This is a genomic window from Candidatus Zixiibacteriota bacterium (genome assembly GCA_029860345.1).
GTDB lineage: Bacteria > Zixibacteria > MSB-5A5 > GN15 > FEB-12 > JAJRTA01.
The window spans coordinates 330,160-345,801 of record JAOUBJ010000004.1 but is presented as its reverse complement, the minus strand read 5'-3'; the positions used below and the strand labels follow the sequence as shown (position 1 = coordinate 345,801).

13 protein-coding genes are annotated in these 15,642 nt (G+C 53.5%); 5 read left to right on the top strand and 8 right to left on the bottom strand.

Annotation, left to right across the window (positions count from 1 at the left end; all coding sequences use genetic code 11):
• Positions 1–3: 3 nt before the first annotated feature.
• Together gcvT and OEV49_06510 are read right to left on the bottom strand one after the other, a co-directional pair.
• Positions 4–1,110, bottom strand: coding sequence for a glycine cleavage system aminomethyltransferase GcvT (gene gcvT, locus OEV49_06515; GenBank protein ID MDH3890720.1), 1,107 nt, complete (start codon positions 1,108–1,110; stop codon positions 4–6).
• Between the two features lie 88 nt (positions 1,111–1,198).
• Positions 1,199–1,891 carry a class I SAM-dependent methyltransferase gene (locus OEV49_06510; protein MDH3890719.1) on the bottom strand — a complete coding sequence of 231 codons (693 nt, stop codon included), beginning with the start codon at positions 1,889–1,891 and terminating at the stop codon, positions 1,199–1,201.
• 384 nt (positions 1,892–2,275) lie between these two features.
• Between OEV49_06510 and OEV49_06505 the strand changes: the two genes are divergently transcribed.
• A complete protein-coding gene (locus OEV49_06505) occupies positions 2,276–5,020 on the top strand; it encodes a VCBS repeat-containing protein (GenBank protein ID MDH3890718.1) in 2,745 nt (914 codons plus the stop codon).
• 52 nt (positions 5,021–5,072) lie between these two features.
• Here OEV49_06505 and OEV49_06500 read toward each other — a convergent pair whose 3' ends face one another.
• Positions 5,073–6,749: a hypothetical protein gene (locus tag OEV49_06500; GenBank protein ID MDH3890717.1), complete on the bottom strand. Its 1,677-nt coding sequence runs from the start codon at positions 6,747–6,749 to the stop codon at positions 5,073–5,075.
• Positions 6,750–7,110: 361 nt separating this feature from the next.
• Here OEV49_06500 and OEV49_06495 point away from each other — a divergent pair, with 361 nt between their 5' ends.
• Positions 7,111–8,361 carry an inner membrane CreD family protein gene (locus OEV49_06495; GenBank protein MDH3890716.1) on the top strand — a complete coding sequence of 417 codons (1,251 nt, stop codon included), beginning with the start codon at positions 7,111–7,113 and terminating at the stop codon, positions 8,359–8,361.
• 107 nt (positions 8,362–8,468) lie between these two features.
• Here OEV49_06495 and OEV49_06490 read toward each other — a convergent pair whose 3' ends face one another.
• On the bottom strand, positions 8,469–8,945 hold the full coding sequence (locus tag OEV49_06490) for a hypothetical protein (GenBank protein MDH3890715.1): 477 nt from the start codon (positions 8,943–8,945) through the stop codon (positions 8,469–8,471).
• A 192-nt stretch (positions 8,946–9,137) separates the two neighbouring features.
• On the opposite strand from OEV49_06490, the gene OEV49_06485 reads away from it, so the two are divergent.
• Together OEV49_06485 and OEV49_06480 are read left to right on the top strand one after the other, a co-directional pair.
• Positions 9,138–9,515, top strand: a complete 378-nt coding sequence (locus OEV49_06485; GenBank protein MDH3890714.1) for a hypothetical protein — start codon at positions 9,138–9,140, stop codon at positions 9,513–9,515.
• Positions 9,516–9,554: 39 nt separating this feature from the next.
• Positions 9,555–9,740, top strand: coding sequence for a hypothetical protein (locus tag OEV49_06480; GenBank protein MDH3890713.1), 186 nt, complete (start codon positions 9,555–9,557; stop codon positions 9,738–9,740).
• Between the two features lie 166 nt (positions 9,741–9,906).
• Here OEV49_06480 and OEV49_06475 read toward each other — a convergent pair whose 3' ends face one another.
• From OEV49_06475 to ileS, 4 genes are read right to left on the bottom strand one after another with little or no spacing between them, the layout of a single operon-like run.
• Positions 9,907–10,473 carry an isoprenylcysteine carboxylmethyltransferase family protein gene (locus tag OEV49_06475; GenBank protein ID MDH3890712.1) on the bottom strand — a complete coding sequence of 189 codons (567 nt, stop codon included), beginning with the start codon at positions 10,471–10,473 and terminating at the stop codon, positions 9,907–9,909.
• A 47-nt stretch (positions 10,474–10,520) separates the two neighbouring features.
• The gene (gene lspA, locus OEV49_06470) at positions 10,521–11,120 is read right to left on the bottom strand and encodes a signal peptidase II (protein ID MDH3890711.1); all 600 of its coding nucleotides are present in this window, start codon (positions 11,118–11,120) and stop codon (positions 10,521–10,523) included.
• Complete coding sequence (locus tag OEV49_06465) at positions 11,053–11,445, bottom strand: TraR/DksA family transcriptional regulator (protein MDH3890710.1); 393 nt, start codon at positions 11,443–11,445, stop codon at positions 11,053–11,055. Before OEV49_06465 ends, lspA begins: the two co-directional genes overlap by 68 nt.
• Positions 11,446–11,458: 13 nt before the next feature.
• Positions 11,459–14,629, bottom strand: coding sequence for an isoleucine--tRNA ligase (gene ileS / locus OEV49_06460; protein ID MDH3890709.1), 3,171 nt, complete (start codon positions 14,627–14,629; stop codon positions 11,459–11,461).
• Positions 14,630–14,816: 187 nt separating this feature from the next.
• Here ileS and OEV49_06455 point away from each other — a divergent pair, with 187 nt between their 5' ends.
• The gene (locus OEV49_06455; GenBank protein MDH3890708.1) at positions 14,817–15,233 is read left to right on the top strand and encodes a hypothetical protein; all 417 of its coding nucleotides are present in this window, start codon (positions 14,817–14,819) and stop codon (positions 15,231–15,233) included.
• Positions 15,234–15,642: the final 409 nt, after the last annotated feature.

The following is a 15,642-nucleotide window of genomic DNA, read 5'->3' as shown; positions in this document are numbered from 1 at the left end:
GTCCTATAGGTGCGATCCGTCTTTGTAAAACGGAGGTTTTACCACCTGGGCTGCAAACCGTTTGTTCCTGATCTGAAGTTCCAGCTGGGTTCCGGCCTTGGCATGTCGGCGAGGTACATAACCGAGAGCTATCGGCTTTTGCAGCGAGGGTGAAAAGACTCCCGAAGTTACCTGGCCGACCGGCTCACCTTCAGCCAAGAGTTGGTATCCCTGGCGCGGAACCGCGCGTTCGGTCAACTCAAGACAGACCAGCCGGCGATGCGGTTTTTCTGTTTTTATGCGGGCTATTTCGTCTCGTCCGATAAAATCAGTTTCGATATCCACGATCCAACTCAGTCCGGCTTCGACCGGGTTGGTGGTTTCATCGATGTCGTGGCCATAGAGAGTCATTTTCATTTCCAGCCTAAGACTGTCGCGCGCGGCCAGGCCGATCAGTCGCAGATCGTGACGCCGTCCGACCTCGTTGACGGCTTGCCAAAGAGCGTCGGTCTGCTCTCGGGTGACGTACAGTTCGAAACCATCCTCACCGGTGTAGCCGGTACGTGAAAACAGCATCTCACCGCCGACGATGTCGGCCACCGCCGAAGTGTAATATGACATCTCATCAAGGTTGTGCCTGGTCAACTCAGCCATTAAGGTCGCCGCCTGCGGTCCCTGGATAGCCAGCAGGCTGAAATCATCGGAGCGGTTGACAAGTTTGACATCGCCAAAGAGGTGCGACTCAAGCCAAGCCAGGTCTTTGGGAATATTGGCCGCATTGATCACCAGCATGTATCGATCAGCAAGGCGGTACACCAACAGGTCGTCGACAATGCCGCCGTCCGGCCTGGTCATACAACTATACTGAATCTGCCCGACTTCGAGGGCGGCGACATTGTTGCTGGTGACGCGCTGAAGGAAATCGACTGTGTCGGCGCCGTACAGATCGATCTCTCCCATGTGCGAAAGGTCGAACAGCCCGATGTTCTTGCGCACGGCCAGATGTTCGGCCGTGATTCCCTGATACTGAATGGGCATCCAGAAACCTGCGAACTCCACCATCTTGGCGCCGGCCTCGATATGATAATCATAAAATGCGGTCTTGACCGCCTGTTTTTCGGTCACTGTCATCGGTACTACCTTAAAGCAAATCTGACCAACCAGAGTTACCGGCGTAAAGTTAGAGTGAACCGGGGAAATGTCAATATCTTAGTTGGTTTCAGCCCAGTCCCTTTTGGCGCAGACGATAGGCCAAAACCCAGCGTTTCAAGGCCCGGTTATTCCAGTAATGGAATTCATCGGCGAACTGAGAAACTGTATCGACCAACTCCTGACGCGAGGGATAGTTCTTAACGACAGAGAAAAGGCCGCCCCCCGGCAGTGTTCGCTGATGGATTCGGTTGCCGTCTGAGTCAAAAGACTCTGTCTCATCATCGGGCAAGTCGTATGGCAGCATATCGACAACGACCACGCAGCCGGATACCCGCAACCTTTGATGCAAGTCATTGAGGAATCGCGGCAATTTCCTCTTTGGAATGTGCGCCCACCAGTCGGCCATGAAAGCCGTGTCGAAGGCTCCCTCGACGCCGTCGAGATTGTAGGCATCGGCCGGGGCAAATCGAGGTTGTGGGTTGGCGTACTCTTTTTGACGCGCAATCTCAAGCGTTGACTGGTTGACGTCGGTGGCCAGCACCGAGCGAGCTCTTTTGGTGAGGATTTGCGTCCAGTTGCCGGTGCCGCAGGCGATCTCCAGAACATCCTTATCCACGATGAACGGTTCGAGCAATTCGATGATCGGCTTGAACAACGCTTCCATCTGTTGGTTGGACTTATATGACATCCTCTCGTCGTGAATAGGTGCACGTCGATGATAGTAGTCGTTCATTCCTCGGATCAGATTGTCGTCGTCCATAAGCTTGACTCGCTCTGTGTCGTCGTTGATGGGTCCAATATGCTCCGATTAGGTTTGGTTGTAAACAGCAAAGGGGTGTTGGTATATTGCTCCGTGGTGGGCGGCGGGTCGCACATGTATTCGAGTGGTGTTGGACGACCCCGCCCGACACCTACCGTCCGACCGGCTGGCTGTCAGGCGAGTCACCTGACAGCACCTGTAATGTGCTCCGATTAGGTTTGGTTGTAAACAGCAAAGGGGCGCTTGGCTGGGGCACTTTTTTGCTTGCGAAACTCGACTCATTTATATACTTTAATTACACAGGAGGAAGCGAAGTGGTTTCTCGACCCTCGGCCACTTTATAAATCGAAACATACTTGACCCAGATCCATTGAGGATTGCATCATGAAAACCTTCGCGTTAGCTACCGTTTTGGTACTGCTCTCGGTTGCAGTATCGTATGCTCAGGATTACGGCCAGCCGGACACTATCCGCGTGGCCGGAGATTCCTTGAAAGTTGGTTTGTCAATGCCCATCGATATCGTCGTGGCCAACGATTATGGCATCAGGTACATCAACTTCGGTTTGATGTCCAAAACGCTCGACACCGGTTTTGCCAAGGTCGATTCCGTCCGCTTTGTCAATCGCCTGAGTAGCCCTGAGGTTCTGTGGTATCGAGTTACCAGCTATTGGGACTCTGCCGGAGTTCCGCCGGACACGACCGTGGTTGCAGCCTTGAGCGGCCAGCCGCTGCCACCGGGTAATGATGCAGTGGTCCGACTTTGGATGACAGGACTCACACCGGGCAGCATGATCGTAGACAGTGGTTGGTTTCCTCCGGCCGGGCAATTCGGCCTGATGTCCCTCCAGGAACATGGGTACGGGATGTACACGCCGACTGTCATCATTGACACGCTGACCGTGGTCTCAGGAACTCTGCCCCCGATTTTGGCGCTGCCGGCCGATGATCCTCGCACCGCGGCCGGGTCCGAGGTTACTTTCGATTGTTCGGCCGATTCGCCGGAGGATTATCCGGTTGAAATTGAACTGTTTGATTTTTCGCTGCTGGAAACCGGCGGCGGAACGCCCACCAACGAACCTGAGTTGGTCGACGGCGACCCAGCTGAGTTCACATGGTCGCCGACTGCGTCCGATGTCGGCTTGTGGTCGGCTCGGATTCGAGCTTGTGATACGGCTGGTATGTGTGTCATGCGGTCGGTCACAATCCAGGTGGTGTCGGATGCCGATTACCTGTTGTCATTCGATCAAACTGAAACTCCAAGCGCGCCGGAAGCCATCCACATGGTCCAGGGAAACAGTGATAGCGACATTGAGCCGGAGCTGTTTATCTGTTCCGTGGGTCGAAATTATCCAAAAACCGCCTGTCTTTTGGACCTTAACCAAGATATGACTTTTGACACCGTATGGACATATCCCAACGGATATGCCTTTCGCGGTCCGGTGCGGGGTTACTTGAACGGGGACAAGAATCTTGACTTCGTTATGTTGGGAAGTACAACCGAAACTGCATACATCATGCTGGGGGACGGGGATAACGGTTTCAGCACAATCGAATCCGAATCGTTTTATAATACTTTCGCACGCGGCGCGGTTCTGGGTGAATTCACCGGCGATCAGTACCTTGATTATGTCGTCGTGAATAATTGGGGAATAGGGATGTTCCAGGGCGACGCTGATTCGGTACTTTCCGGCCAGGGTTTTCCGATTCCTTTGGGGGGCGGGGAAGTTGCCAAATCGGTTACAAGTGCGGATTTCGATGATGATGGTCTTGATGATTTGGCTATCGGCACCGAAAGCGGGTTGAAAATATACCTCAGCACTGGAAGTGGCGGGTTCAACCTGAACGCATCCTATAGCCAAACTTACGGCTCATTCGATATCGAAGTCACCAACATGGGCTCCGACTTTAACAATGATGATCTTTTTGATCTCTGCCTGGCTACTCCCTCGGTCGGCGGAACACACAGCCAGTTGGTTGTTTACTTGGGTAACGGCGATGGTACTTTCAGCCAGACCATTATCAGAACCCCGCTCGGTCACGTTATGGCCGATTGCACCGGTGACTTCAACAATGACGGAAACCTGGATATTGCATACGTCAACGGCAGTGAACAGTATTGCGCGATCTTGTTTGGTGATGGCGACGGCAGCTTTACCAACGAACTGCGATATGACATTGACAAGTATCTGCCGATTCAGGTGATCTGTTTCGATGCCGATTCCGATGCCGATTTGGACCTGGTGGTCGCATCGTATGAATCACAGAGCGGTGCCTCGCTGTTCGTGCTTGAGAATCAGCTTGACCCCGACGGCTTTACTGCTATGCCGGTCGTGATCACAGCCGAGGACAATGCCCAGTTAGCCCTCTTGAGTCCTAGTGGGCAGGTGGTCAACAACGTTCGCAGTTCGATTGCTTCCGGTGAATATCAACGACGTAACAGCAACCAAAACGGTTCGCTCGACGATGCAATTACTTTCAATACAGCCGAAAGCGGTGTTTATACTCTGTCTGCAAGTCCCAAACCGGGTGTTGCCAAAAGTGTTGAAACGTTTTCTTTGGAAATGACTTTCGGTTCGGTCCCATATCGGTTTGCCGAACAAAGCACAATGGCTTCGTCCGGTTATAATTTTGACATTTATCCCTTTGGAGGATCCCCGGTTTATCCCGCGCCCGGTTCGTGGGTGTACAACGACAATCCAGTTCTCCGTTGGCCGGGGAGCGGCAGTTTCGACCTTCAAGTGGCCACCGATATCGATTTCGCAAGTCTGGTAGCAACAGCCACGGTCGATGGGAGTTCCTATCAGGTATCTCCTTTGGATACTGCCGTAGCCGACCTGTATTTCTGGCGTGTGAAACCTGAAGGTCAGTCGGAATACGAGGTCGTTTATCCGTTCAATCTGGCCCTGGTCGACTGTATCCGCAGAGGCAATGTCGATCACGATCCGGCCGGACAGATAGATATCTCCGACCTGATTCATCTGGTCGACTTCATGTTCAATTCGGGCCCGGAGCCGCCGAACTTGGATGAAGCCAATGTTGACGGCCTGGCCGGGATTGAGATCAGTGATCTGGTCTATCTGGTGGATTATATGTTCACCAACGGTCCCGAACCGCCGGCCTGTCCGTAGCCGAGCGGCGCACCGGATGAGAACAACTGACAACCGTGGGCTCCCGTGCCCCTTAGAATAATCGCATCTTTTTCACCCGTCCGCCAACAACGGTTAAGCCGTCGGCGCCGGCAAAAGCGCCTATGGACTTGATCTCAGAATGTCCCTCGGCTGCGATGCCCCGGACCTCTTGCTCCTCATACCGGCTTTCCGATAGTATCACAATCTGAAATATCCTCACGCCCTGACCGTCACCGGCCGAGTTGTCCTGGGCCGGACGGTAGAGGTTTCCGTCAACGTTGAATATCCGACCCGCTGGTCGCGCTTTTCTGACATCGGACACTATCGGGTTAAGCGGGTGTGGCGTCCAGTGCGTACTCAGAGGATGATCTGCGTAAAACAGAAAGAGCTCGTCGTTAATGGAGGACCCTTCGTTCTCGATCGCATTGGCCAGGAGATACCAGCTTGACTCATGATGAAACATAGTCGCATTGGCCGCCGTGATATCCTGGATGAGACAGTTCTCATAAGTCCACTTGGTCGGAAAGTCGGTAGCCCGAAACAACTCGACCGGTCCGCCGTCACTCGACGATGCGATCATGTAATGCTCATTCTCTAATGTGAATACAAACGGGTGCGACAGTGCATGCGGCTGTAGGAGCACCGTGACGGCAGATTGCCAACTGCCGCTTGAGTCTAAGGACAACAGCGAAATGTGGCTTTCCGACCGTTTGCGACCATGTTCGCCGACGAAAACGTGATGCCTGCCGCCTTCGTACACGATGCACGGGTCTTGCCATGACTTTTGTCCAGGAGGACTCAGCTTCTTGAATTCAGACAATGTTTCGGGCTGTTGTTCGGTGCGGCTGTACAGCAGGACCCATTGATCGCAGAAGAGCAGCCGGGACAGCATGACCCTGACCTGCTTGGCAAGATATCGTGCAAAGAGCCGAAGGAATCTGGTGTTCGATGGAGCTTTGTACAGCTTGCCGCCACCGCGATTGTCAGTTTGGTTGTCACCATGAACTTTTTCGAAGAACTTCTCCGCGCCCAGGTTGTGAAGCTCTCTTAGTTTTCTGGGGAGGAACGAGATGGACTTGCGGTAGTAATTGTCACGGTTGCGATCTATTGAGAACGGATGCGTGGCCGACCATGAACGATAGAGTATCACACCGTCGTCCAACTCCTCGCTAAGCACCTGCAAAACCGACCCGGTCACCGGGTGACTTTCGAGCACCTCCCAGAATCCAGGCGGACCGCCTCGGATCACACGATTGTCACTCATGTGATACGACCATACACCATACCTGGCCGCCTTGAGAATATCCCCTCTGAGAATACGGAAACCAATGCGAATAAGGACATCAACCTCGTGCGATTTTATGGTCTCTATATCCTCGGGTGTGAACCGGTCGGAGTGTCGGCTTTGTTTGGGCTGCACTTTCAGAACCGGGACGGCTTTCAGCAGGGCGGACGAATCAACCAACTCAAACGGGTCCCAACCGGGTTGCGATGGGTCTTTGCTGACGCCATGATAGGTTCGCCACAGGTGTGCTTCCATGTAGCCAAGCAAGCGGTAGAGGCTGCGTTTTCGTGGCGTGATGGTCGGGGCATCGTTGAGCAGTACCAATTGGAACGCGGCATACTCCGATGCTACTATCTTCTTTAGCATTCTCAACTGCCAGGTGTGGATGGTGAAGCTATCCAGAAGGAGACCGAGGCGCAGTTTTGGTTTAGGCTTTTCTTGCATCCCGTAGTTGTTTCCGGTTCGTGTTTGCACGGCAGAACCGCCCGCGGCCAGTTGTGTTCGACCACTCGCGTCATAGGTTCGCACAAAAGGTGTGCGATTGCAACCAAAACCGACCGGGGGACGCCTGCCATCCCGACACGAACTCGGTCCTGGACGGAAAGTGTTGGCAACACCATCCTTGCGACCTGCCGGACTGGATGAGATTATCCATACTGAACCTTTCTGAGGCTCACCGGTATCATTAGCAAAGCTCACGGTGCCCACGTCGAATAATGACACGATCCGGACCCGGTACGGTTATGCCGCCGATCCGAACCATGCGACGCATGTGACACTCGAGCGCAACCCGGAGGACAGCGTTATGTCCAAAAGAATCCTTCCCCTGGTGGTCATCTTTATCTTTGCCAGCGTCGCCTGGGTGACACTGGGATCATCGATGGAACTGCGCACCGACCGACAAGACGCCAAGCTCAAAGCGGCCGTGGGGCAGTTGTGGGGGACAGTTCAACATCAGCGGGCGCCCCGAGCGCTGGTGAAGGGTCGGATCGATCCGATCAAACTGTCAGAAACGGCTCTCTCTACATCCGACAGCGCCTTCGTCCCGGTCGGGCGGGCGCCGCTCCCGCTTGACAGCAGCGATATTTCGGTGACCCTGGACCTTGACAATCGCAAAAAGGGCCTGATCTGGTATTCCACCTACCATGTTGACTTCCTCGGAAAGTACGTTATCAGCAACCCGTCGGATATCGACCAATTCGTCGTTTTTGAGTACAGTTTCCCGGCGGAAGACGGCATCTACGACGGGTTTGCGTTCAAAATCGACGGTGACAGCGTGCCCAAACTGGACGCCTCCGGCAGTACAGTCTCTCGTGAACTGTGGCTGCGGGCGGGTGAGCGCAAGACCGTCGAGATATCCTATCGGTCGCACGGTATGGACGAATGGTGGTATCTTCTCGGTTCGGGCGTAACCCAGATTCAAAACTTCAGACTGACCATGACCACCGACTTCGATGAGATCGATTTCCCCGCCAACAGCATGTCGCCGGTGAGTATGCAGCGAACCGGAGATGGCTGGACCTTGATCTGGGAGTATGACAGCCTGATTTCGGGAATACAGATCGGTATGGACCTGCCACAGAAGCTCAACCCCGGACCGTTCGTCAGTCGCCTCAGTTTCTTCGCACCGGTGTCGCTGTTCTTCTTCTTTTTCGTCATGTTCATGGTGACCACGGTCAGGAACATCAAGATACACTTTATGAATTATTTTTTTCTGGCCACAGCCTTCTTTGCTTTCCACTTGCTTTTGGCCTATCTCGTAGACCACATCAACGTGCATTGGGCTTGTGTCATTAGCTCGTTGGTCTCCGTGTTTTTGGTTCTTTCGTACATGCGATTGGTGGTGGGTGTACGCTTCGCCCTGGTGGAGACCGGGCTGGCGCAGTTTGTTTATTTGATCCTTTTCTCCTACGCTTTCTTCCTGGAGGGATATACCGGCCTGACAATAACGATCTTAGCCATCGTGACACTGTTTTTGGTGATGCAGTTCACAGCTCGGCTCGACTGGGATAAACAATTGGCGGGGGAGGTCCCGGTCACATTGAGAACCGACTGAACGGGATTAATCCCGGAGCTGCACGACAGGCGTGTACGATGGTATACCAAAAACCCCCACCCGGATTATCCGAGTGGGGGTTGATTTGTCCAAAGAAAAGGCGCTGATTATTCGGCCATGTCGGCGTGCATTTTCTTGTATTCATCGGTTGTCCGCTGGGCGAAGGCGTGCAGCTTGGTCACCATCTCAGGTTTGTCGGACATCCAAAGCGTTATCTCACCGCCATCGGTGGAGACCACTTCCGGCATGACGCCGGCCATTATAAACTCGCCATAGCCCGCGCAGTGACCACACATGTACGGCGGCGGCTCTTTGGAGGCCATCATTTTTTCGCCCGTCTCGGTCATCTTCTTGCTGACGCGAGCAAAGGCTTCCTGGTAGTCCTTGTCGACCACGGTGATCGAGAGGATACCTTTGGAGTGGTTGTGATACTCGAAATTCATGTGCTCCATCAAGCCTTTTTCGGCTGTGATGTGTTTGCAGAAAGTACACTTCTCCATGTCGAACCAGGGCAGGTCCCCGGCCGTCGCCGCGGTGCAAAGCAGGGCGACCAATCCAATGAACAGGATCGCTGATTTGGTCATACCGTTCTCCTTTTGTTTGATAAAGTCAACCTATTTACTCTGTATACATTCCGCAATCACTTTTTCGGTTATTTGGTTCCCGGGAAATGCCGGGGTCTACCTTGGCGGCTTTTTGAATATCAGGTGCGTGAGAGCGCAACAATGCATTTATTGGTGCTCAGAAGAAACACCGACCACAATGGAGGTGCCGTCGTGAGTGAGAAGATATTAGTTGGGCAGGGACGCCGGATTGTGGAACTGCCACGACGAGAATGGGAACAGGAGTTGTCTCAGGCCCCGGCGGCTGTTGCAACCCTGTTGGAGTTCATGTCCGAGGACCATCATCGGGTACGTAATTTTACGGTCCGGGAGATACCAAGAGTTGGGCGGCCCTTGTCACCTGAGTTTATTGCCCGGGAATTGAAGATATCTCTGCCGCGCGTGAACGAAATACTCGATGACCTTGAGAAGCATCTTGTGTTCCTGTTCAGAAACGACAACGGGGAGGTTAGCTGGGCATATCCCGTGACGTGCGAAACAACGCCTCATCATTTCACATTCGAGTCCGGTGAACAAACCAATGCCGCCTGAGCAGTCGACACGACAGCCACGCCCTTCGTGCAAGGGCGTTTGAGAAAAGAACAGTTGTCGACACGGGTCAAGACCGAATGCGTTGTTTCCGGTCGATCGATCGTCATGGCCATCGACAGTGATCTTAACATCGACATATTGGAAGGCGGACCGGCGCCGATGGTTTTTGTGCCGCCGCTGGATTTGCCCAATTGGCGTGATCCGAGTATCATCGACAATTTCTGACGCAAGTCTGTCTTCTTCTGGTCAGAAGAACAGGCAAGAGAGTTCTGGGCAACATCCGATCTTGTTGAAGGTAGGTTCTACACACTGGAGCAAGCTGCTTACTCGACCCGTGTTTTCCAGTCTGCTTTGTTCGCGTTTGAGTAGCCTGCAAGGGAGACCGACAAAGTCACGAACTGCTTTCAGTCCGGCGGGGTCGCAGCCGTGGAAAGAACCGGGGCACACTATTCTTGTAGTTCAAATACTCCTGCCCAAACCGTTTTTCCAATTCCGGTTCTTCGACTTTTATGACGAACAGAATAAAGGGGAGCATCAAAAGCGGCGTTACAACGAAGAACTGCACAATCGACCCAAGCACAATCGCCAATCCGAAGGAACCTATGAACCACCCGGATATCATTGGATTCCTTGTGACCCTATACGGACCTGAAGTGATCAGACTCTTTGGAGGATTCAATGGAACCGGTGTGCCTCTTTGTCGAAAGAACAAGAACACGATCCAGAGCATCAGCAAGGAGCCCATAACACAGATGGGCCAGCCAAGGGCATATCTGAGTTCTTCGAATCCGGTTACGCGTATGCCGAGACGGCGGTCTATCCACAACGCAGACCAGACCAGAGCTATGTTTCCAACCACGAAGCAGAGCATGACGACAAGCGAAACCGGCCAGCGACGCCTTGGCGAACTCGATCGCCATCGGTGGACAATGTCTATGATCCTCTCCGACAGATTCACACAGAACCTCCGGTCAATAGATGTTATCTGTATGCAGTCGTTCGCTGCTATGGTTTCAGGGCTATGTCGGACGGTTGCTTATCAGGTGCGGTGAGTGAATCTTTGCGTCCGAAGATCATCCGGATCAGAAGTACGATTATGGCGCAGGTGATAGCGCTGTCGGCGATGTTAAAGGTCCACCAGCGCTGCAATCCATAATCGAAAAGTGTGATGTCCGGCACATTAACGTCGATAAAGTCAATCACACGTCCAAGGCGAATGCGGTCAACTATGTTTCCCATTGCGCCGCCGGCAACAAAGGCGAGGGTGTTGGCCAGCATACGATCGCTGCGGGCCAGGTACACATAATAGAGCAGAAAGAGAAGAATGAGCAAGGAGGCTATTAGATAATAGGTCGATGATCCCAGGTTGGTGCCCATGGCGCCGCCCTCGTTGTACACCAACGTGAACATGAGAAAGCGACCCAACACCTCGACCGACCCGGATGACGATTCGGCCAGGTAGTGGACGGCCAGTATTTTGCTCACTTGATCGGCGAGTAACACCGCGATGATGATTACGAGCGGCCAGAGGAGGTTTTTAGCGTTTTTGGGGGCCAGACTTCTTTTCCTCTTCGGATGACTTGCAATCGATGCATAGCCGGGCATGTGGTACGGCAGTCAGTCTCGGTTTGCTGATCTGTTTTTTGCACAACCCACACTTGCCGTAGCTGCCGTCCTCGATGCGCCTGAGCGCTTCGTCGATATGATACACCAACCGTCCGGACTTGGAGGCGAACATGAAAGCCAGTTCGCGCTCCATGGCATCGGTCCCCTGGTCGGCCATGTGGTAGGAATATGATGAGAGATCGCCGGTGGAGTCTTTTATGGTGGACGATACATGGGACTCCATCAGGATGCCCATTTCTTTGAGCAACTCCCGCTTCTTATCCAAAAGCAGCTTGGTAAATTTCTTCATTTCGGTTTTTCTCATGGGAAACTCCGAATTATACTTTCACGACCGATATCGATGTCTTTTCGCCGTTTATGTTCCACTCCTGGGCGTCGTCAATTTCCTCACCCGATGAGAATTTCAGTTCGTCGGCCAGCGTCTCGGCCATGATGAACTCATCGTGTTTTGATACTGCCTGGCTAACGCGCTCGGTCGATCTGAGCGCCACTGTAATCCGGTCAGTGACCTCCAGACCGTTCGACTTGCGCATGTTCTGAATCTTGTTAACCAGTTCGCGCGCAAATCCTTCATCAACGAGATCGTCATCAAGTTCTGTAACCAGCGCCACACTCAAAGCGCCGTCCGATTCAACGGCGAAGCCTTCGCGCTCCTGCCTGATCACCAGAACTTCTTCTGTAGAAAGTACGACCTCACGGCCGTCCAAAGCAATCTTAAACTGTTGCGATCTCTCACCCTGTACCACCTCTTCTGACCCGAGCTGAGCAACCAGGCCGGCTGCCGCCTTGGCATCGCCGCCGAGCCGTGATCCGGCAGTTTTGAAATTCAGTTTGGCCGAGTATATGACATAGTCGGCCAGATCGGTAGCCGGGCCGATCTTCTTTACGTTGAGCTCCTCCCTGATAATGTCGGCAAAACCATCCAGAGTGTCAAATCTGACTTTCTCCGGGAGACCGACTATCAGCTCCGAGAGCGGCTGGCGGACCTTCAGGTTCTTGCGTGAGCGCGCTGCCCGGCCGAGCGAGACAGCTTTTTCCACCAAGCCCATCGTTTTCTCAAGATCGGTATCTATCAGCGACTCGTCCGCGGTGGGGTACGACATCATGTGAACAGACAGCGGCGCCTCCTTGGTTTGGCCCATCAGTTGTTTGAACAGAAGTTCGCTGACAAACGGAGTCACCGGCGCGGTAAGCTCACAGACGCCGACCAAGACTCGATACAGCGTCAGATAGGCGCGCATCTTGGAGGGGTCATCACCTTTGGCCCAGAAGCGGCGGCGGTTGTTGCGGACGTACCAGTTGGACAATTCTTCGATGACGAAATGCTGAATCTGGCGCACCGGCTTGGTGATCTCGTACTTGTCCAGCTGGGCGCCTACATGTTTTGCAAGAGAGTTGAATCGGGAGATAATCCATCGATCAAAGCGGTCCGGATCGCCCGCCCGGCTTTCCAAGAAGTCCTCAATTGTCCGACCTTCCTCGGTTGCGCGATCCACCAGATTATCGACATTGGCGTACAGGGCGAAGAACGAGTAAGTGTTTCTCAGAGTGTCGAAATACTTTCGCACCACCTCGGCCAGCGAGTCCAGGTTGAACTTTGTCGGCACCGCGATGGCCGAATTGGCCAGCAGATACCAACGGGTCGGGTCGGCGCCGTATTTGTCTACTGTTTCGAAGGGGTCTATTACGTTGCCGACATGTTTGGACATTTTCTTGCCCTTTTTGTCGACCACAAATTCCATCACCACATTATTCTTGAACGGCGGTTGATCATAAAGCAATGTCGAAATAGCCAGCAGCGAATAGAACCATCCACGAGTCTGATCGACCGCTTCACTGATAAAATCGGCCGGGTACTTGGTCTTGAATTCCTGTTCGTTTTCAAACGGGTAGTGCCACTGAGCATAGGGCATCGAGCCGGCATCAAACCAGCAATCCAGCACCTCCGGGATGCGCGTCATCTCTGTGCCGCACTCGCAGGTTAGTTTGACAGCGTCCATCATCGGCTTGTGCAGTTCAATATCAGCGGGTATGTTGGTAGCTTCCTTGTGCAACTGTTCGATTGAGCCGACGGCGCGCGTCTTGCCGCACTTGTCGTCATCGCAGACCCAGATCGGGATAGGTGTCCCCCAGAACCGTTCACGTGAGAGCGCCCAGTCGACGTTGTTCTCCAGCCAGTCAAGCATCCGCCCGGAGCGGATCTCATCGGGATACCAGTTGGCGATATTGTTGTTCTTGATCAGTTGCTCTTTGAACTGGGTCGTCTTGAGATACCAGGACTGCCGCGCTATGTAGATCAAGGGTGAATGACAACGCCAACAGAATGGGTAGTTGTGTTCGTATTGTTCTTTTTTGAACATCCGTCCGGCCACCTTGAGGTCTTTGATGATGATCGGATCGGCGTCCTTGACAAACATGCCTGAGTACTTGCCGCTAAGCTCCTTGAAGATACCGTTAGCCGAATTGGCCTGAAGTACCGGCAGACCGAATTCCTTGCCGATTTCATAGTCATCGGCGCCGAATCCGGGAGCGATGTGAACGATGCCGGTACCGTCGTCGAGTGTAACGAACTCGGCATTGATGACATAGAAAGCCTTGTCGGTTTGATCTTTGAAAGTATCGAACAACGGCTCGTACTTTCGTTTCAGAAAGTCGGTGCCCTTGAAGCTTTCGAGAATCTCTTTGTCCTCACCGAAAACTTTGTTCACCAGCGCTTCGGCTAAGACCAGTTTTTCCTCTTCGTGCTCAACCATAACATAGTCGGCTTCGGGATGCATACAGAGGGCGGCGTTGGATGGCAAGGTCCAGGGAGTGGTGGTCCAGATCAAGTAGCTGAAATCTGAGTCAGCCGCTTTGACCTTGACAAAGATCGACGGGTCCTTGACCATCTCATATCCCTGAGCGACCTCGTGGCTGGAGAGACCGGTTTCGCAACGTGGGCAGAAGGGTAGCGTCTTGTAACCCTGGTAGATCAGATCACGGTCAAAGAAATTCTTGAGAATCCACCAGACCGTTTCGATATACTCGTTTTTGAGCGTTACGTAAGCGTCATCGAGATCGAGCCAGTAGCCGATGCGACGAGTGAGTTTGTCCCACAGGTCGAGATACTTGAATACCGACTCTTTGCACTTGGCGTTGAACTGGGCTACACCGTACTCGATAACCTGCGCTTTGGATTCCAGTTTGAGCTGCTTCTCAACTTCGATCTCAACCGGCAGCCCGTGTGTGTCCCAGCCTCCTTTACGGTCGACGCGATAGCCGTTCATCGCTTTGTAGCGACAGATCAGGTCCTTGATAGTGCGGGAAATGACATGATGAATGCCCGGCTTGCCGTTGGCCGTGGGCGGTCCTTCGTAGAAGACGAAATGCGGCCTGTCTTTGGCGGCTTCGTTACATTTGTGAAAGACGTCCTGCTCGGTCCAGAACTCGAGGATTTTCTCCTCGGCTGAGGGGATGGTAAAATCGTCTTTTAGCGGGTCGAACTTCATTGTCATATTCCTCTAAAGCCGCCTAATTTAGACGAATTATCGACACATGTAAAGAGTTTTTGAAGCCCGGCAGCCCGCGAGCGGGTCTTGGTCGCTAGCGCTCCGGCTGACCCCCCAAAGTAGTATTGACAATACACCCCCCTTCCCCCGATCTTGCCGGTCTAACCAAATCAGAAAGGCAATACACATGACCTCACTTGATGAATTCCTGGATGAGCCGAAATTCGCAACATGTATCAACTGTATCGATGGCCGGACACAACTGCCGGTTATCAACTTTGTCAAAGAAACGTACCAAATCGACTATGTCGACCTGATCACCGAGCCGGGCGCCGACCTGATGATGGCTACGCGAAACCCGGACAAGTTACCCTCCATCAAAGAGCGAGTTAAGCTATCGGTGGAAAAGCATAAGTCAGAGTTGATCATCCTGGTTGGGCACGGCGACTGCGCAGGCAATCCGGTCTCGGAAGAAGAGCATCTGGGGCATTTGCGGCGCGGTATGGAGTGTCTGCGCGGCTGGGAGTTGGATGCCGATATCGTCGGCCTTTACGTCACCGACAAGGACTGGTCGGTCGACGAGTTCGCGGTGATTACGCGGTGATAACAGGCAAGCCTGTCTCTCGCGCTACGCGGTGATAAATCACTTCTTCGCGCTTCGCACGTTTGTAACCTCATGCTGAGCGGAGCCGAAGCATGCACACGGCACGCTGCCCACGCCCTTGCGTGCGGTAAGCAGCAGATGTGGACATCTGCCGAGCACGAGCCTATCTACGTCGCATAGGGTGGGGGCTTGTCTCCCACCGAGGGATGCCCCCCTCGACTGCGCTCGGGGTGACAGAGGTCGGCGGACACAAGGCCCGCCGCTACGCGGTGATAAATCACTTCTTCGCGCTTCGCACGTTTGTAACCTCATGCTGAGCGGAGTCGAAGCATGCACACGGCACGCTGCCCACGCCCGTGCGTGCGGTGAGCGGCAGATGTGGACATCTGCCGGACACTACATGACCTTT